Source organism: Streptomyces sp. NPDC046308, from assembly GCF_055588065.1.
The window spans coordinates 135454-152363 of the sequence record NZ_JBVJFB010000006.1 but is presented as its reverse complement, the minus strand read 5'-3'; the positions used below and the strand labels follow the sequence as shown (position 1 = coordinate 152363).

The window sequence follows — 16910 nt, the reverse complement described above, 5'->3', positions numbered from 1 at the left end:
CGGGTAGGCTGCCCCCGTTTTGTGCGATGTGGGGAGCTTGTTTTGATCACTGTGACGTCCGTGAATGTGAATGGGATCCGCGCCGCCGCCAAGAAGGGCTTCGGGGCGTGGCTCGAGGGCTCCGACGCGGACGTGGTCTGCCTCCAGGAGGTGCGGGCCGAGGAAGCGCAGATTCCGGAGGAGGTCCGCACTCCCGCGGGCTGGCACACCGTGTTCGCTCCGGCCGCAGCCAAGGGGCGGGCCGGGGTCGCGCTCTACACGCGGCGGGCGCCCGAGCGGGTGCGGATCGGATTCGGCAGTGACGAGTTCGACGCGAGCGGGCGGTACGTCGAGGTCGATCTCCCCGGTGTGACCGTGGCCAGCCTCTACCTGCCCTCGGGCGAGGCCGGGACGGAGAGGCAGGACGAGAAGTACCGGTTCATGGACGAGTTCCTGACGTACCTCACCGCGCTGAAGGTGCGGGCCGCCGCCGACGGGCGCGAGGTCGTGGTGTGCGGCGACTGGAACATCTGCCACCGGGAAGCCGACCTCAAGAACTGGAAGACGAACCGGAAGAACGCCGGCTTCCTGCCCGAGGAGCGGGAGTGGCTCGGCAAGGTGTACGCCGAGGCGGGGTACGTGGACGTGGTGCGCGAGCTGCACCCGGACACCGAGGGCCCGTACTCCTGGTGGTCCTACCGGGGCCGCGCCTTCGACAACGACGCCGGCTGGCGGATCGACCTCCAGGTGGCGACGCCCGGGCTGGCCGCCAAGGCCGTCAAGGCCTTCGTGGAGCGGGCCGAGACGCATCCCGAGCGCTGGTCGGACCACGCTCCCGTGACGGTCGTCTACGCACTGGGTTCCTGACCGGCGGCGGAGGCCAGCAGGCGGTCCATCGCCATCGTCAGCTCGGCCTCGACCACGCTCTTCGCCAGCGGGCGCAGCCGCGTGAGGGCGTCCGGTGACGGCGAGATGTGGGTCGATATCAGCTCGGTGAACAGGAGCGCCATCGCGTCCGCGTGCTCGCGGACACGGCGCCCGGTCTCCAGGACCGCCGCCAGCGGGACGCCCTCGCGGACCAGCGCCGAGGAGACGTCCAGCAGCCGCCGGCTGACGTGGACGATCGCGTCGCCGTCCACGGCGAGGTAGCCGAGGTCCAGGGAGGCCGCCAGGTTCTCCGGGGTGACCTCGCCCTCGAAGTAGTCGGCCAGTGCCTCCGGGGTGAGCCGCACCGGGGTCTCCTCCGACCAGCCGATGCCGAGCAGCTCGCCGAGCTGGCCGACGTCGCGTCCGCTCTCGAAGGCGGCGGTCAGCTCGGCGATGCCGCCGAGCGTGTGGCCGCGCTCCAGCAGGGCGGCGATGGTGCGCAGGCGGGCCAGGTGGTGCTCGTCGTACCAGGCGATCCGGCCCTCGCGGCGCGGCGGTGGGAGCAGTTTGCGCTCGCGGTAGAAGCGCAGGGTGCGGACCGGGATGCCGGCCGCCTCGGCCAGCTCCTCCGTTCGGTACTCGCGCACCTTCCGGGCTTCCGTCTTCGCTTCCGTCTCATCCTTCGCCACAGGCGCACCTTATGGCGTACCGGCAGTAACTTTCCCGGCCCGACCCCTACCCATGAGTACGGGGCTGCTCTACCCTCCCGATTGTGCCAGTGATTGCTGGCAGTGTTCCGATGGTATCTGCGGATGATGCGGAAGGCGGCGGGCATGGGCGGCAAGGACGAGCGCGGGCGCGAGCACGTACGGGTGGCGGTGATCGGGTCGGGCTTCGGCGGGCTCGGCGCGGCCGTACGCCTGCGGCGCGAGGGGATCACGGACTTCGTCGTCCTGGAACGGGCCGATTCCGTGGGCGGGACCTGGCGGGACAACAGCTATCCGGGGTGCGCGTGCGACGTCCCCTCCCATCTCTATTCGTTCTCCTTCGCGCCCAACCCCGACTGGCCGCGGACCTTCTCCGGCCAGCCGGCCATCCGCTCCTACCTGGAACACGTCGCCGACACCTTCGGGCTGCGCCCGCACATCCGGCTCGACTCCGAGGTCCGGTTGATGCGGTGGGACGCCGACGAGCTGCACTGGGAGATCGAGACCTCCTCCGGGCAGCTCACCGCCGACGTCGTCGTCTCGGCGACCGGTCCGCTCTCCGACCCGAAGACGCCGGAGGTCCCCGGCCTCGCCGAGTTCCCCGGCAAGGTCTTCCACTCCGCCCGCTGGGACCACGACTACGACCTGCGCGGCAAGCGCGTCGCCATGATCGGCACCGGTGCCTCCGCCATCCAGATCGTGCCCGCCATCGCCCCCGAGGTGGAGCGCCTCACCCTCTTCCAGCGGACCCCGCCGTGGGTCATGCCCCGCACCGACCGGGCCATCACCGCCGTCGAGCGCTGGCTCCACCGCCAGTTGCCCTTCACCCGGGCGGCGCGCCGCGGGCTGCTGTGGGGGCTCCGGGAGCTCCAGGTCAGCGCCTTCACCAAGCGGCCGAACCAGCTCGGGCTGATCGAGTCCCTGGCCAAGGCCAACATGGCCCGCTCGATCAAGGACCCGGCGCTGCGCGCCAAGCTGACGCCGTCCTACCGGATCGGCTGCAAGCGGATCCTGCTCTCCAGCGAGTACTACCCGGCCCTGGCCCGGCCCGACGTGGACCTGGTCGCCTCCGGCCTGAAGGAGATCCGCGGCTCGGTGCTGGTCGCCGCCGACGGGACCGAGACCGAGGTCGACGCGATCATCTTCGGCACCGGCTTCCACGTCACGGACATGCCGATCGCCGACCGGGTGGTCGGCGCGGACGGACAGACCCTCGCGGACGCCTGGAAGGACGGGATGCAGGCGCTGCGCGGGGCGACCGCGGCCGGTTTCCCCAACTGGATGACGATCATCGGCCCGAACACCGGGCTCGGGAACAGCTCGATGATCCTGATGATCGAGTCGCAGCTCAACTACATGGCGGACTACCTGCGTCAGCTCGGCGTGCTGGGCGGCAAGGTCGCGCTGGCCGCGCGCCCCTCCGCCGTGAACTGGTGGAACCGGCAGGTGCAGACCCGCATGGAGCGGACCGTGTGGAACACCGGCGGCTGCACCAGCTGGTACCTCGACGCGCAGGGCCGCAACACGACCGTCTGGCCGGGCACGACCGGCGAGTTCCGCCGGGAGACGCGGACCGTCGACATGGCGGAGTACGAGGTCGTACGGGTACGGGAGCGCGAGCCGGTCCCGGCCGTGGCGGCCGCGGCCGCCGGATCCGCCGGCGGGGCCGCAGCGGAGGAGGCCGCGTGAGCCGGCTGACGCGCGCCGGCTCCGGGCACTGCTCGCCGCCCGCCGCGCGGCGGGAGCTCGTCGCGGACTCCGCCGACGGGGCCCGCCTGCACGTCGAGGTGCACGGGGACGAGGGAGCGCCGGCCGTGGTGCTGGCGCACGGCTGGACCTGCTCCACCGCGTTCTGGGCCGCGCAGATACGGGACCTGGCCGCCACCCACCGGGTCATCGCCTATGACCAGCGCGGCCACGGGCGCAGCCCCGCCGCCCGGCTGCACAGCACCACCGCCCTCGCCGACGACTTCGTCGCGGTGCTCGGCGCCACCCTGGCCCCCGGTGAGCGGGCGGTCGTCGCCGGGCACTCCATGGGCGGCATGACGATCATGGCGGCCGCCGGGCGCCCGGAGTTCGCCGAGCACGCCGCGGCCGCGCTGCTGTGCAGCACGGGAAGTTCCCGGCTGGTCGCCGAGGCGCAGGTGCTGCCGGTGCGCGCCGGGCGCGCCCGGACCCTTGTCACCGGCGCGGTCCTGGGGTCCCGCGCCCCCCTCGGGCCGGTCACGCCCCTCGCCATGAGGATCCTCAAGTACGCCACGATGGGCCCCGGCTCCGCGCCCGACAAGGTCGAGGCGTGCGCCCGTATCGTCCACGCCTGCCCCACCGGGGTGCGCCACGCCTGGTCCAAGGTGCTGGCCGGGCTGGACCTCGACGCCCAGGTGGCCCGGCTCGTCGTGCCCACCGCCGTCATCGGCGGCACCGCCGACCGGCTCACCCCGATCGTGCACGCCCGCGGGCTCGCCGCCGCGCTGCCGAACTGCGTGGGCCTCACCGAGCTCACCGGCATGGGGCACATGACCCCGGTCGAGGCGCCCGAGGCCGTCACCCGGGCCGTGCGGGAGTTGACCGAGCTGTACCTCCACACCACCGAGAAGGAGAAGACGCCGTGAGTGCTCGCAGGAGTCTGGAAGGCCAGGTCGCCGTCGTCACCGGCGCCGCCCGCGGGGTCGGCGAGCTGCTCGCCCGCAAGCTCTCCGCCCGCGGGGCGCGGATCGCCCTCGTCGGCCTGGAGCCGGAGGCACTCAAGGAGGTCTCCGAGCGCCTGCACACCGACAGCGACCACTGGTACGCCGACGTCACCGACCACGAGGCCATGGCCCGCGTCGCGCAGGAGGTCAAGCAGCGCTTCGGCAAGGTCGACATCGTCGTCGCCAACGCGGGCGTGGCCGCCGGCGGACCCTTCGCCGACTCGGACCCCGACGCCTGGCGCCGGGTCATCGAGGTCAACCTCATCGGCGGCGCCGTGACCGCCCGCGCCTTCCTGCCCGTACTGACCGAGAGCCGCGGCTACTTCCTGCAGATCGCCTCCCTCGCCGCGATCACCCCTGCGCCGATGATGACCGCCTACTGCGCCTCCAAGTCGGGCGTCGAGGCCTTCGCGCACTGCCTGCGCGCCGAGGTCGGCCACAAGGGCGTCAAGGTCGGTGTCGGCTACCTCTCCTGGACCGACACCGACATGGTGCGCGGGGCCGACCAGGACGAGGTCATGCGGGAGCTGCGGCAGCGGCTGCCCTGGCCGTCGAACCGCACGTACCCGCTCGGCCCGGCCGTCGACCGGATCGTCGCGGGCATCGAGCGGCGCTCCCCGCACGTGTACGCGCAGTGGTGGCTGCGGGGGATGCAGGGGGTGCGCGGGTACCTGCCCGGCCTCATCGCCACGGTCGGACAGCGCGAGATGAAGCACTTCGAACCGCGGCTGTCCGGTGTTTCCAAGGGACTTGTGGGGGCCGGCGGGGCTGCGGACGAGAAGGAGCGCACACAGCGTCACTGATCGAAATGCGAGCTTTGTCCGCCCGTGCAAGTCTGGTCGAGGCCCACCACCGACACCCCTCATGGAGTGAACAGCATGGGAATCAAGGACCAGTTCCAGGACAAGGCCGACGAGCTCAGGGACCGCGCGCAGAACGGCGCCAAGGGTGCGAAGGACGAGGCGACCCAGCGCACCGCCGAGCTCCGGGAGAAGTCGAAGCGCAGGCCGCAGCAGGAGCAGGCGGACCGGGTGCGCGACGAGTTCGACGCCTGACCGGACTGCCGTAGGACCTGCGAAGGGGCGCGATCCCCGATGACGTGGATCGCGCCCCTTCCGCATGCCTCCCCGAGGCCCGTGGCTCCCGGGCCCGTTGCCGGCGGACCCCCTACTCCCGGGGCGGCAGCTTCGGACGGCGCCGGTCCGGCACGTCCGTGTAGCCGGGCGGCACCGCGGCCGGGTCCTGCTCCAGCAGTTCCAGCGCCAGGTGCACGGCGTCGTCCAGCTGGGCGTGCCGCCCCTCCGCCCAGTCGAGCGGCGTGCGCAGGATCGCGAGGTCCGGCTCCACGCCGTGGTTCTCCACCGACCACCCGTACTCCGGGAACCACGCGGCGTTCATCGGCACCGTGATCACCGTGCCGTCGCCGAGGGTGTGCCGGCCGGTCATGCCGACCACCCCGCCCCAGGTGCGCTGGCCCACCACCGGGCCCAGCCCCAGCAGTTTGAAGGCCGCGGTGATCATGTCCCCGTCGGAGGAGGTCGCCTCGTCGGCGAGTGCCACGATCGGACCGCGGGGCGCGTTGGAGGCGTAACTGACCGGCTGGGCGTCGCGCGTCAGGTCCCAGCCGATGATGGAGCGGGTCAGCTTCTCCACCACCAGCTCGCTGATGTGGCCGCCCGCGTTGCCGCGTACGTCCACGATCAGCGCGGGCCGGGACATCTCCATCCGCAGGTCGCGGTTGAACTGCGCCCAGCCCGAGCCGCCCATGTCCGGGATGTGGAGGTAGCCGCACCGGCCGCCGCTGATCTCCCGGACCACCTCGCGCCGCTTGGACACCCAGTCCTGGTAGCGCAGCGGCCGTTCGTCGATCAGCGGCACGATGGCGACCCGCCGGGCGCGGCCCTCGCCCTCCGCCGGCTGGAAGGTCAGCTCGACCGTGGTCCCGCCCGCCGCCGCCAGCAGCGGATAGGGACCGGCGACCGGGTCCACGGGCCGTCCGTCCACATGGGTGAGCACGGCGCCCTCGCGGATGCCGGTGCCGGCCAGCGGGGAGCGGGCCTTGGAGTCCGAGGACTCGCCGGGCAGGATCCGGGCGATCACCCAGGCCCCGTCCTTGGGGTACAGGTTGGCGCCGAGCAGGCCGATCGCCCGCTGGTAGTGCGGGGGACCCTCGTTGCGGCGCGCGGGGGAGACGTAGGCGTGCGAGGTGCCGAGCTCGCCGAGGACCTCGCGCAGCAGGTCGGCGAACTCGTCGGGGGAGGCGACCCGTTCGACCAGGGGGCGGTACTGGCTCAGCACCCCGTCCCAGTCGATGCCGCACATCTTCGGCTCCCAGAAGTAGGCGCGGATGATCCGTCCGGCCTCCTCGAAGGCCTGGCGCCACTCGGCCGCCGGGTCCACCTCGTGCAGGATGCGCCGCAGGTCCAGGTAGACGGTCGAGTCGCTGTCGCCCGACTCGGTCGCCGGGACCGCGCGCAGGTCCCCGTCGTCGTTGATCACCAGTCGGGTGCCGTCGCCGCTGACCGCGAACCAGTCGAGTCCCGAGGCCAGTTCGCTCTTGCGGGCCTTGGTCAGGTCGAAGTGCTCCAGCGTCGGCTTGCCGCTGATGTCGTTCGGGTTGGCGAAGGTCTCGCCGAGCGCGCCCGAGATCGGCCAGCGCAGCCACACCAGGCCGCCGCCGTGCACCGGGTACAGGGCCGAGTACTTGGACGCGGACACCGGGAAGGGGGTGACCCGGCTCTCCAGCCCCTCCACCTCCACGATGACCGAGCCGTCGCCGTCGCCCGGTTCCCCTTCGACCGGGTCCAGTCCCCCCGCCGCGGGCCGGCCCTCGGCGGAGAGCGCGAAGGGGGAGGGGGTCGCGGAGGACAGCGGCACCAGGTACGGGCGACAGCCCAGCGGGAACGACAGGTCGCCGGTGTGCACGTCGTAGACCGGGTCGAAACCGCGCCACGACAGGAAGGCCAGGTATCGGCCGTCCCGGGTGAAGACCGGGTTCTCGTCCTCGAAGCGGCCGTTGGTGACGTCGACGATGACGCGCGCGCCCGGTCCGGAGATGCGGGCCATCTTGATCTGCCGCAGCGAACGGCCGATGCCCGGGTGCGACCAGGTCAGCCAGGCTCCGTCGGGGGAGAAGGCCAGATCGGTGACGGGCCCGTTGATGGACCGGATCAGCTCGGTGACCTCCCCGTTGGAGTCCTCGCTCGCGTTGACCAGCAGCAGCCGACCGTCGTTGGAGGCGATGGCGAGCCGCTCCCCGTCCGGGTCCGAGAGCAGCTCGGTGACGCGCCCCAGCTCGCCCGAGGCCAGCCGGCGCGGCTCGCGTTCCCCTGAGGCCCGGGGCAGGTAGGCGATCTCGATCGCGTCCTCGCCCTCGGCGTCGGTGACGTAGGCGACCTGTCCGCCGCTGCCCAGCATCTCCGGCAGCCGCACGCGCACGCCCGGGGTGTCGGCGATGGTCCGGGCGGGCCCGTCGCGGTGGGTCAGCCAGTACAGGCTGCCGCGCACCACGACCGCGCTGGCCCGGCCGGTGGTGTCCACGGAGAGCGAGTCGACGTTGCTGGCGGCCGAGGCCTGGTAGGGGCGCCGGCCCGCGCGGGGGCCGCCGAGGCGGACCTGGAGCCTGCGCGGGACGGCGTCGGGCGCCAGGGACTCGACGAGCCAGAGCTCGCCGGCGCACTGGTAGACGATCCGGGAGCCGTCGCTGGAGGCGTGCCGGGCGTAGAACTCCTCGTGGTCGGTGTGGCGGCGCAGGTCGGTGCCGTCGGGCAGGACGGAGTAGAGGTTGCCGATGCCCTCGTGGTCGGAGAGGAAGGCGATCCGGCCGCCCACGAACATCGCCGCGTCCAGGTGCCCCTCGACGTCCTCCAGCAGCTGCCGGCCGTGCAGCCACAGCCGGCCGGTGGCCCCGCCGCGGTAGCGCTTCCAGGCGGCGGGCTCGTGCGGGGGCTTGCCGGTGAGCAGCAGGGTGCGGTGCTCGCCCTCGATGTCGGCGACCTGGATGTCGGAGACGGGCCCCCAGGGCAGGCGGCCGCCCGGGCTGCCGTCGGTGGGCAGCTTGTACGCCCAGGAGTAGTACGAGAACGGCTGCCCCCGGGAGGAGACCGCCAGGATGTTGCCGTCGGGGTCCCAGCCGCAGACCCGGGTGTCGGTGGCGCCCCAGTGGCTCAACTGGCGGGCGGGGCCGCCGTCGACGGGGGCGAGGTGGATCTCGGGGTCGAGGGTGCGCCAGGTGGTGAAGGCGATGTGCCTGCCGTCGGGGGAGAACCGCGGGTGGCTGACCCGGGTCCGGTCGACGGTGATCCGCCAGGCCCGGCCGGGGGTCTGCCCCTCGGGGACCAGCGGGGCGATCCACAGGTCGTCCTCGGTGGCGAAGCACAGGAGGTCGTCGTGCAGGTGCGGGAACCGGAGGTACGCGACGTCGTGACTCACCCCCCAATGCTTTCCGCGGCAAGGGGCCCTGGCAACTCGTACAGGTGATCCATGCCACTTCATTGAGCGAAACGGAACGGTTTCGTTTCGCTTGGGGCGGGGGTATCGTAGTAAGCGTACGGAATCGTTTCGTTCGGAGGAGGCGCGGAGATGACCGAGGCGATGGCGGCCCGGCGCAGCCGGATCACCCCCGAACGGCAGGCCGAACTGCACGAGGCGGTCCTCGACCTCCTGCGTGACGTCGGCTACGAGGCGCTCACCATGGACGCGGTCGCCGCCCGTACGAAGTCCAGCAAGGCCACCCTCTACCGCCAGTGGGGGAGCAAGCCGGAGCTGGTCGCCAAGGCCCTGCGATGCACGCAGCCCGTCTCGCTGCGGGAGATCGACACGGGCAGCCTGCGCGGGGACTTCGCGCTCATGGTGGAGCACTCGGACGACGCGCAGATGGCCAAGGACACCGCGCTGATGCGGGGCCTGGCCCATGCCGTCCACGAGAGCCCGGAGCTCCACAAGGCCCTGCGGGACCTGCTGGTCGACCCGGAGATCAACGGTCTCCAGGTGATGCTCCAGCGCGCGGTGGACCGGGGTGAGATCCGCCCGGACTGTCCGGCCCTGGACTTCGTACCGCACATGCTCATCGGGGCGTTCATCGCGCTCCCGCTGATCGAGGACCGTCCCGTGGACCGGGCTTTCCTCGGTGAGTTCATCGATGCCGTGGTCTTCCCCGCCCTCGGCGTCTGATCCACCCCGTCCCCTTCGGCTCCACCGCTTCCCGCTGCTCCTGACACGCCGCTCTCGTCGTCGGGCCGGCTCTCTACGCCCTGATCCATCCGGATCCATCCCACGACCTGAACGGGAGAACCACCGACGTGGCTACCTTCCTCTACCGGCTCGGCAGGGGCGCCTTCCGGCGCCGCGGCCTCGTCGCCCTCCTCTGGGTGGCGCTGCTGTTCGCCGCCGGCTTCGGCGCGGCCTCGGCCGGCGCCCCCACCTCCGGCTCGTTCTCGATACCCGGCACGGAGGCCCAGAAGGCCTTCGACCTGCTGGACGAGAAGTTCCCGGGCATGGCCGCCGACGGCGCCACCGCCCGCATCGTCATCAAGGCCCCCGAGGGCGCGAAGGTCACCGACCCCGGCCCCAAGGCCGAGGTCCAGAAGATCGTCTCCGATCTGAAGACCGGCCCGGGCGCGGCCGAGATCTCCTCCGTCGCCGACCCGTACGAGGCGCAGGCCGTGAGCCAGGACGGCTCCACCGCCTACGCCAGCGTCAAGTACAAGGTCAGCGGCATGGAGCTGAAGGAGGCCACCCGCGACGCGCTCAAGGAGTCCGGCGAGAGCGCCAAGGCCGCCGGGCTGAACGTCCAGATCGGCGGTGACGCGCTGATGGCGGCCCCCGAGACCGGCTCCGGCGAGATCATCGGCATCCTCGTCGCCGCGATCGTCCTTGTGATCACCTTCGGCTCGCTGATCGCGGCCGGGCTGCCGCTGCTGACCGCCCTGATCGGCGTGGGCATCGGCGTCTCCTCCATCACCGCGCTCGCCAACGTGCTGGACCTCGGCTCCACCACCTCCACCCTCGCGATGATGATCGGCCTCGCGGTCGGCATCGACTACGCCCTCTTCATCGTCTCCCGCTACCGCGTGGAGCTCGCCGAGGGCCGCGAGCGGGACGAGGCCGCGGGCCGCGCCGTCGGAACCGCCGGCTCCGCCGTCGTCTTCGCCGGTCTGACCGTGGTCATCGCCCTGGTGGGCCTGGCCGTCGTCAACATCCCGATGCTGACCAAGATGGGCTTCGCGGCCGCGGGCACCGTGGTCATCGCCGTGTTCGTCGCGCTGACCCTCGTCCCGGCCATCCTCGCCTTCGCGGGCCGGAAGGTGCTGCCCGCGGGCAAGAAGAGCCGCCTGTTCGGCAAGGGCAAGCCGGCGGGCGCCGAGCAGAAGGCGAACGGCGGCACCCGCTGGGCCCGCTTCGTCCTGCGCCGCCCGGTCATGGTGCTGCTGGCCGGTGTGATCGGCCTCGGCGTCATCGCCATCCCGGCGAGCAAGCTGGAGATGGGCCTGCCGGACGACGGCGCCCAGCCGGTCTCGACCACCCAGCGCCAGGCGTACGACCTGCTGTCCGAGGGCTTCGGCCCGGGCTTCAACGGCCCGCTGATGGTCGTCGTCGACGGGGACAAGGCCCTCGCCGACTCCACCGTCGAACGGATCAAGGGCCTGGACGGCGTGGTCGCGGTCGTCCCGCCGACCGCGAACGAGGCCGGCGACGCCGCCGTCATCACCGTCATCCCGAAGGACCGCCCGTCCTCCGTGAAGACCGAGGAGCTGGTCCACGAGATCCGCGACGGCAGCGGGGACGACGTCATGGTCACCGGCGCCACCGCGATGAACATCGACTTCTCGCAGAAGATGAACGACGCGCTGCTGCCCTACCTGGCGCTCGTCGTCGGCCTCGCCTTCCTGCTGCTGATGCTCGTCTTCCGCTCGATCCTGGTCCCGCTCAAGGCGGCCCTCGGCTTCCTGCTCTCCGTCGTCGCCGCCCTCGGCGCGGTCGTCGCGGTCTTCCAGTGGGGCTGGCTCGGCTCGGTCTTCGGCGTGGAACAGACCGGCCCGATCATGTCGATGATGCCGATCTTCATGGTGGGCGTCGTCTTCGGCCTGGCCATGGACTACGAGGTCTTCCTCGTCACCCGCATGCGTGAGGCGTACGTCCACGGCGAGCGCCCGGGCCAGGCCGTGGTGACCGGCTTCCAGTACAGCGCGCGGGTCGTCGTGGCCGCCGCCGTCATCATGATCGCGGTGTTCGCGGGCTTCATCGGAGCCAGCGAGCAGATGGTCAAGATGATCGGCTTCGGTCTGGCCGTCGCCGTCTTCTTCGACGCCTTCGTGGTCCGCATGGCCATCGTGCCGGCGGTGCTCGCACTGCTCGGTCACAAGGCCTGGTGGCTGCCGAAGTGGCTGGACCGGCTGCTGCCGAACGTGGACGTGGAGGGCGAGAGCCTGCGCAAGCACCTCTCGAAGACCCCGCAGTCGCCCGAGGGCCCGGACAAGGACCGCGAGCTGGTCAACGCCTGACCCCGCACCGTACGGCCGACAGAACGACCCGGCTCCGCACCGCCCGCTCACCGGGTGGTGCGGGGCCGGGTCCGTTTTCCGTGACTCCCTACGCCCTACGGGTGGCGGCGGCCGGGGCGTACGTACGGCGCAGGAAGCGGCGCAGCGCGGCGATGTCGAACTGGATCACGGCGACACCCTCGGGGGAGTGGAACTCGACGACCGCCTGGACGCGGCCGCAGGGCCAGACGCGTACGTCCCCGGTCCCGGTCGGAGCCTGGAGGCCGGCCTCCAGCAGGGCGAGGGGGAAGACCCACTCGTTGTCGGTGCCCTCGGGGGACAGGTCGGCCGGGAAGACGATCCGTACGGCCAGCGGCTCGGAGGCGGCGAAGCGCAGGGCGACCGGGATGGTCCGGTAGAGGGGATCGTCCGTGATCACCCGGGCGATCACCCGCTCCTCGACCGGGGGCGTGATCGAGGACGTGGGGGCGGTCGCGGTCACGGTCGCCGTGGCGGTCGCGGTGACGGTGGCTGGTGGATTCTCGGCGGTGGCTGACATCGACCAGGCTCCTCGAAATCGGAACATTTGCGTCCGTTCGTCCTCCAGCCTCGCACATTCCCACGAAACCGCACGGATGCATTTGTGAGGGCTCCGCTCTTGCCAACGGTTTGCAATTGGGCCCTATTCTTGAACGGTTAAACACTGCGTCAAGGCGTACGGAAGCGGAGCCACTCCATGCATGTGCCCGACGGATTCATCAACGCACCCGTCTCGGTGGCCGCCGGAGTGGCGGCCGCAGCCGCGGTCGCCCTCAGCCTCCGCGGCGCCCGCCGCGAGCTCGACGAGCGGACCGCCCCGCTGGCCGGCCTCGTCGCCGCCTTCATCTTCGCCGTGCAGATGCTGAACTTCCCGGTGGCCGCCGGCACCAGCGGCCACCTGCTGGGCGGGGCCCTCGCCGCGATACTCGTCGGCCCCTACACCGGTGTGCTGTGCGTGTCCGTCGTCCTGCTCATGCAGGGCATCCTCTTCGCCGACGGCGGGCTGACCGCCCTGGGCGTGAACATCACCGTCATGGGCGTCGTCACCGTCGTCGTCGCCTACGCGATCTTCCGCGGGCTGCTCGGGATCCTGCCGCCCACCCGCCGCTCCGTCACCGCGGCCGCCTTCGCGGGAGCCCTGCTCTCGGTGCCCGCCGCGGCCGCCGCCTTCACCGCCGTCTACGCGATCGGCGGGACCACCGACGTGGCCATCGGCAAGGTGTTCACCGCCATGGTCGGCGTGCACGTGCTCATCGGCATCGGCGAGGCCGTCATCACCGCCGCGACCGTGGGCGCCGTGATCGCCGTACGGCCCGACCTGGTCCACGGGGCCCGCGGGCTGACCGCGCCGCTGAAGCTGCGCGTCGGCGGCGAGCTCGTCGACGCCCCCGCGGCCGCCGCCGCCCCGGTGGCCGCCCGCTCCACCCGGAAGGTGTGGGCGACCGGCCTGGTCACCGCGCTCGTCCTCGCCGGGTTCGTCTCCTACTACGCCTCCGCCAGCCCCGACGGCCTGGAGAAGGTCGCCGCCGACAAGGGCATCGACGCGAAGGTCGAGGACCACGCCGCCGCCGACTCGCCGCTCGCCGACTACGGCGTCAAGAACGTCGACGACGCCCGCCTTTCCGGTGGCCTCGCCGGAGTCATCGGCGTCGGCGTGACCGTCGTCGCCGGCACCGGGATCTTCTGGGCCGTGCGCCGCCGCCGCACCGGGGAGCTGACCGCCACCTCCGTCTCGGCGGGCTGACATGGGAGCCGGCCACGCCCACAAGCTCTACCGGCACGGGCACACGCCGGTCCACGACCTGCCCCCGCACTGCAAGCTCGCCGCGACCTTCGCCTTCGTCGTGGTCGTCGTGTCCACACCGCGGGAGGCGGTGTGGGCCTTCGGCCTGTACGCCGTCCTCATCGCCGCGGCCGCGGCCGTGGCCCGGATCCCGGCCGGCTTCCTGCTGCGCAGGCTGCTGATCGAGATCCCGTTCGTCGCCTTCGCCGTGCTCATGCCCTTCGTCGCCGAGGGCGAGCGGGTGGAGGTGCTCGGCGCGTCGCTGAGCGTCTCCGGCCTGTGGGGCGCCTGGAACGTCCTCGCCAAGGGCACGCTCGGAGTGGCCGCCTCCGTCCTGCTGGCCTCCACGACCGAGCTGCGGGCCCTGCTGCTGGGCCTCCAGCGGCTGAAGCTGCCCCCGCTGCTCGTCCAGATCGCCTCCTTCATGATCCGCTACGGCGACGTGGTCACCGACGAGCTGCGCCGGATGTCGATCGCCCGCCGCTCCCGCGGGTTCGAGGCCCGCGGGATCCGGCACTGGGGGGTGCTGGCCAAGACCGCCGGCGCACTGTTCATCCGCTCCTACGAGCGCGGCGAGCGGGTCTACCTCGCGATGGTCAGCCGCGGCTACGCCGGCTCGATGCCGGTGATCGACGAGGTCACGGCCTCGCGCGCCCAGTGGGCGTACGCGGCCGTGCTCCCGGTGACGGCCCTCGCCGTCTGTCTGATGGGATGGACGCTGTGAACCTCTCCCCCTCGCTGGAAGTCTCCGGCCTCGCCTACGCCTACCCCGACGGACACCAGGCCCTCTTCGGGGTGGACCTGACCGTCGGGCGCGGCGAGCGGGTCGCCCTGCTCGGACCCAACGGCGCCGGCAAGACCACGCTGGTGCTGCACCTCAACGGCATCCTGGGCGGCGGGGTCGGCGCGGTGGCCGTCGCAGGGCTGCCCGTGGAGAAGCGCAACCTCGCCGAGATCCGGCGCCGGGTCGGGATCGTCTTCCAGGACCCCGACGACCAGCTGTTCATGCCGACGGTCCGGGAGGACGTGGCCTTCGGGCCGGCCGCGGCCGGAATGCGGGGCGCCGAGCTGGAGGAGCGGGTCCGGGCCGCCCTGGACCAGGTCGGGATGGCGGACTTCGCCGACCGGCCCCCGCACCACCTGTCCTTCGGGCAGCGCCGCCGCGTCGCGGTGGCGACCGTGCTGGCCATGCGCCCCGAGATCCTGGTCCTCGACGAGCCCTCGTCCAATCTGGACCCGGCCTCACGCCGCGAGCTGGCGGACATCCTGCGCTCCCTCGACGTGACCGTCCTGATGGTCACCCACGACCTGCCGTACGCGCTGGAACTGTGCCCGCGCTCGGTGATCCTCAGCGACGGGGTCATCGCGGCGGACGGCCGCACGCAGGACCTGCTGTGCGACGAGAAGCTGATGCGGGCCCACCGGCTGGAGCTCCCCTTCGGCTTCGACCCCCGTTCGGTATCGGTGGCATAAGCCCCGGTCGTCGGTTGTTGAAGTGCTCGTGGAGATCCAGGGTGTGGTGGCGGAGGGCTTCGAGCCCGTCCGGGACGCTTTCGTACGCAACTTCGAGGTGCTCGGGGACCGGGGCGCGGCCGTCGCCGTCTACCGCGACGGCCGCAAGGTCGTCGACCTGTGGGGCGGCACCAAGGACGCCGAAGGCACCGAACCCTGGACCGGGGACACCGCGCAGATAGTCCGCTCCGCGACCAAGGGCGTCGCCGCCGCCGTGCCGCTGCTGCTGCACCAGCGCGGGCTGCTCGACCTGGACGCGCCGGTGGGCTCGTACTGGCCGGAGTTCAAGACGGGCGGCAAGGAGCGGATCCTGGTCCGCGACCTGCTCGCGCACCGGGCCGGCGTCCCGGTGATCGACCGCGGGCTGAGCGCCGCCGAGGCCGCGGACGGGGTGTCCGGGGCGCACGCCGTCACCGCGCAGCGGCCGTTCTGGGAGCCGGGCACCGAGCACGGCTACCACGCGCAGACCTACAGCTGGCTGCTGTCCGAGCTGGTGCTGCGGGTGACCGGTCGCACGCTGGGCTCCGTACTGGCGGAGGAGATGACCGAGCCGCTGGGCGTCGACTTCTGGATCGGACTGCCGGAGACCGAGGCGCACCGGGTGGGCCGCGTGGCCCCGGTGGACCCGCCGGAGAGCGCGGGCATGCTCAGGACCCGGCCGCGCAGGAACGTTTCCGAGGCCTACGCCGACCCCGACTCCCTCACCCGCCGCGCCTTCCGCGCCATCGATCCGCTGCCCGACGAGAACGACCCCGCCTACCGGGCCGCCGAACTGCCCGCCACGAACGGCATCGGCACGGCCCGCGCCCTGGCCCGCTTCTACGGGGCCACGATCGGCGTGGTCGAGGACGGCGCGCGGATCTTCACCCCGGCCACCACCGCGCTGGCCGGCCGCGAGCTCTCCTCGGGCCCGGACCGGGTGCTCGTCGTGAACACCCGCTTCGGCCCCGGCTACATGCTGCACGGCCCCGCCTCGCCGCTGCTCTCCCCGGCCTCCTTCGGGCACCCCGGCCGCGGCGGCTCCCTGGCCTTCGCGGACCCGGACGCCGGCATCGGCTTCGGCTACGTCACCAACGCCCTGGCCAAGTCGGTCACCGCGGACCCTCGCGCCCAGGCCCTGGTCCGGGCCCTGCGCTCAGCCCTCTGACGGCTCCGACGGCCGCTCGCGCACGTCGGCCACGGTGGCCCCGGCGTGCCGGACGAGCTCACCGGGAGCCATCGGGAACACCGTGTGCGGGGTACCGGCCGCGGCCCAGACCGTGTCGTGGGCCAGCAGCGAGCGGTCGGCCAGCACCCGGGTGCGCGTGCGGTGCCCGAAGGGCGGCACCCCGCCGATGGCGTAGCCGGTCGTCTCCCGGACCACGGCCGCGTCCGCCCGGGCCACCCGGGCCGCGCCCAGCTCGCGGCCGACCGCCGCGACGTCCACGCGCGAGGCCCCGTCCATCAGGACCAGGACGGGGACGCCGTCCGCCGCGAAGATCAGCGACTTGACGATCTGGCCGAGCTCGCAGCCGATCGCGGCCGCGGCCTCGGCGGCGGTCCGGGTGGCCTCCGGGAAGGCCCGTACCTCGGCGTCGATGCCCAGGGCGGCCAGTGCCTCGGCGAAACGGGGGTGCGCGGTGGTGGTCATGCCCGGACGCTAGCCCCCGCCGCGCGGAGGCGTCATCCCACTTTCACCCTGCGGACACCCCACCCGGCGCGGCAGGTCAGTCCGCGTTCAGGACCTGCGCGACGATGGGCCCGGCCGCGGCCCCTTTTTGACGCGGCTCTCGCGCTGCTCGGCGCCGGGGGCGCCTCGTGGGCTTCGGGCCGCTGCGCCGGACTCCGTCCGTCGGCCGGGGTGCCCGAGGCT

At 72.5% G+C, this 16910-nt stretch carries 15 protein-coding genes; 11 read left to right on the top strand and 4 right to left on the bottom strand.

Translation table 11 applies throughout. From position 1 onward, the window contains the following. The first annotated feature begins 42 nt into the window (after positions 1 to 42). Positions 43 to 846 (top strand): exodeoxyribonuclease III, encoded by an 804-nt coding sequence (locus ACZ6JT_RS24140; protein ID WP_469212750.1) that lies wholly within the window; start codon positions 43 to 45, stop codon positions 844 to 846. Here the strand turns inward: ACZ6JT_RS24140 and ACZ6JT_RS24135 are convergent. After that, positions 828 to 1535 carry a MerR family transcriptional regulator gene (locus ACZ6JT_RS24135; RefSeq protein ID WP_469212748.1) on the bottom strand — a complete coding sequence of 236 codons (708 nt, stop codon included), beginning with the start codon at positions 1533 to 1535 and terminating at the stop codon, positions 828 to 830. The two genes, ACZ6JT_RS24140 and ACZ6JT_RS24135, sit on opposite strands and share 19 nt — an antisense overlap. Positions 1536 to 1679: 144 nt before the next feature. Here ACZ6JT_RS24135 and ACZ6JT_RS24130 point away from each other — a divergent pair, with 144 nt between their 5' ends. The 4 genes from ACZ6JT_RS24130 (at position 1680) to ACZ6JT_RS24115 (ending at position 5298) form a co-directional block, all read left to right on the top strand. Further along, positions 1680 to 3242 (top strand): flavin-containing monooxygenase, encoded by a 1563-nt coding sequence (locus ACZ6JT_RS24130; RefSeq protein WP_469213268.1) that lies wholly within the window; start codon positions 1680 to 1682, stop codon positions 3240 to 3242. Beyond that, positions 3239 to 4165, top strand: a complete 927-nt coding sequence (locus ACZ6JT_RS24125; RefSeq protein WP_469212746.1) for an alpha/beta fold hydrolase — start codon at positions 3239 to 3241, stop codon at positions 4163 to 4165. Before ACZ6JT_RS24130 ends, ACZ6JT_RS24125 begins: the two co-directional genes overlap by 4 nt. Then, a complete protein-coding gene (locus ACZ6JT_RS24120; protein WP_388476001.1) occupies positions 4162 to 5046 on the top strand; it encodes an SDR family oxidoreductase in 885 nt (294 codons plus the stop codon). Before ACZ6JT_RS24125 ends, ACZ6JT_RS24120 begins: the two co-directional genes overlap by 4 nt. Before the next feature lie 75 nt (positions 5047 to 5121). After that, positions 5122 to 5298 carry a hypothetical protein gene (locus ACZ6JT_RS24115; protein ID WP_469212744.1) on the top strand — a complete coding sequence of 59 codons (177 nt, stop codon included), beginning with the start codon at positions 5122 to 5124 and terminating at the stop codon, positions 5296 to 5298. Positions 5299 to 5410: 112 nt separating this feature from the next. Here the strand turns inward: ACZ6JT_RS24115 and ACZ6JT_RS24110 are convergent, their stop codons facing one another. After that, on the bottom strand, positions 5411 to 8674 hold the full coding sequence (locus ACZ6JT_RS24110; protein WP_469212743.1) for a S41 family peptidase: 3264 nt from the start codon (positions 8672 to 8674) through the stop codon (positions 5411 to 5413). 150 nt (positions 8675 to 8824) lie between these two features. Here ACZ6JT_RS24110 and ACZ6JT_RS24105 point away from each other — a divergent pair, with 150 nt between their 5' ends. Continuing rightward, positions 8825 to 9415, top strand: coding sequence for a TetR/AcrR family transcriptional regulator (locus ACZ6JT_RS24105; RefSeq protein WP_376616443.1), 591 nt, complete (start codon positions 8825 to 8827; stop codon positions 9413 to 9415). A gap of 128 nt (positions 9416 to 9543) precedes the next feature. Then, positions 9544 to 11745, top strand: coding sequence for an MMPL family transporter (locus ACZ6JT_RS24100; protein WP_469212741.1), 2202 nt, complete (start codon positions 9544 to 9546; stop codon positions 11743 to 11745). An 88-nt stretch (positions 11746 to 11833) separates the two neighbouring features. Here ACZ6JT_RS24100 and ACZ6JT_RS24095 read toward each other — a convergent pair whose 3' ends face one another. After that, on the bottom strand, positions 11834 to 12283 hold the full coding sequence (locus ACZ6JT_RS24095; RefSeq protein WP_469212740.1) for an SsgA family sporulation/cell division regulator: 450 nt from the start codon (positions 12281 to 12283) through the stop codon (positions 11834 to 11836). 177 nt (positions 12284 to 12460) lie between these two features. Here ACZ6JT_RS24095 and ACZ6JT_RS24090 point away from each other — a divergent pair, with 177 nt between their 5' ends. From ACZ6JT_RS24090 to ACZ6JT_RS24075, 4 genes are read left to right on the top strand one after another with little or no spacing between them, the layout of a single operon-like run. After that, the gene (locus ACZ6JT_RS24090) at positions 12461 to 13507 is read left to right on the top strand and encodes an energy-coupling factor ABC transporter permease (protein ID WP_469212738.1); all 1047 of its coding nucleotides are present in this window, start codon (positions 12461 to 12463) and stop codon (positions 13505 to 13507) included. Between the two features lies 1 nt (position 13508). Continuing rightward, complete coding sequence (gene cbiQ / locus ACZ6JT_RS24085) at positions 13509 to 14270, top strand: cobalt ECF transporter T component CbiQ (protein ID WP_469212736.1); 762 nt, start codon at positions 13509 to 13511, stop codon at positions 14268 to 14270. Next, a complete protein-coding gene (locus tag ACZ6JT_RS24080; protein ID WP_469212735.1) occupies positions 14258 to 15019 on the top strand; it encodes an energy-coupling factor ABC transporter ATP-binding protein in 762 nt (253 codons plus the stop codon). Before cbiQ ends, ACZ6JT_RS24080 begins: the two co-directional genes overlap by 13 nt. Positions 15020 to 15047: 28 nt before the next feature. Then, the gene (locus tag ACZ6JT_RS24075) at positions 15048 to 16205 is read left to right on the top strand and encodes a serine hydrolase domain-containing protein (RefSeq protein WP_469213267.1); all 1158 of its coding nucleotides are present in this window, start codon (positions 15048 to 15050) and stop codon (positions 16203 to 16205) included. Here ACZ6JT_RS24075 and ACZ6JT_RS24070 read toward each other — a convergent pair. Beyond that, complete coding sequence (locus tag ACZ6JT_RS24070) at positions 16194 to 16688, bottom strand: YbaK/EbsC family protein (RefSeq protein ID WP_469212733.1); 495 nt, start codon at positions 16686 to 16688, stop codon at positions 16194 to 16196. The genes ACZ6JT_RS24075 and ACZ6JT_RS24070 overlap by 12 nt on opposite strands. Positions 16689 to 16910: the final 222 nt, after the last annotated feature.

Excerpts from the sequence above, each read along its gene's own strand:
- ACZ6JT_RS24090 (WP_469212738.1), top strand. The coding sequence starts at position 12,461 with ATGCATGTGCCCGACGGATTCATCAACGCACCCGTCTCGGTGGCCGCC.
- ACZ6JT_RS24105 (WP_376616443.1), top strand. The coding sequence starts at position 8,825 with ATGACCGAGGCGATGGCGGCCCGGCGCAGCCGGATCACCCCCGAACGG.
- ACZ6JT_RS24130 (WP_469213268.1), top strand. The coding sequence starts at position 1,680 with ATGGGCGGCAAGGACGAGCGCGGGCGCGAGCACGTACGGGTGGCGGTG.
- ACZ6JT_RS24070 (WP_469212733.1), bottom strand. The coding sequence starts at position 16,688 with ATGACCACCACCGCGCACCCCCGTTTCGCCGAGGCACTGGCCGCCCTG.
- ACZ6JT_RS24080 (WP_469212735.1), top strand. The coding sequence starts at position 14,258 with ATGGACGCTGTGAACCTCTCCCCCTCGCTGGAAGTCTCCGGCCTCGCC.
- cbiQ (WP_469212736.1), top strand. The coding sequence starts at position 13,509 with ATGGGAGCCGGCCACGCCCACAAGCTCTACCGGCACGGGCACACGCCG.
- ACZ6JT_RS24095 (WP_469212740.1), bottom strand. The coding sequence starts at position 12,283 with ATGTCAGCCACCGCCGAGAATCCACCAGCCACCGTCACCGCGACCGCC.
- ACZ6JT_RS24115 (WP_469212744.1), top strand. The coding sequence starts at position 5,122 with ATGGGAATCAAGGACCAGTTCCAGGACAAGGCCGACGAGCTCAGGGAC.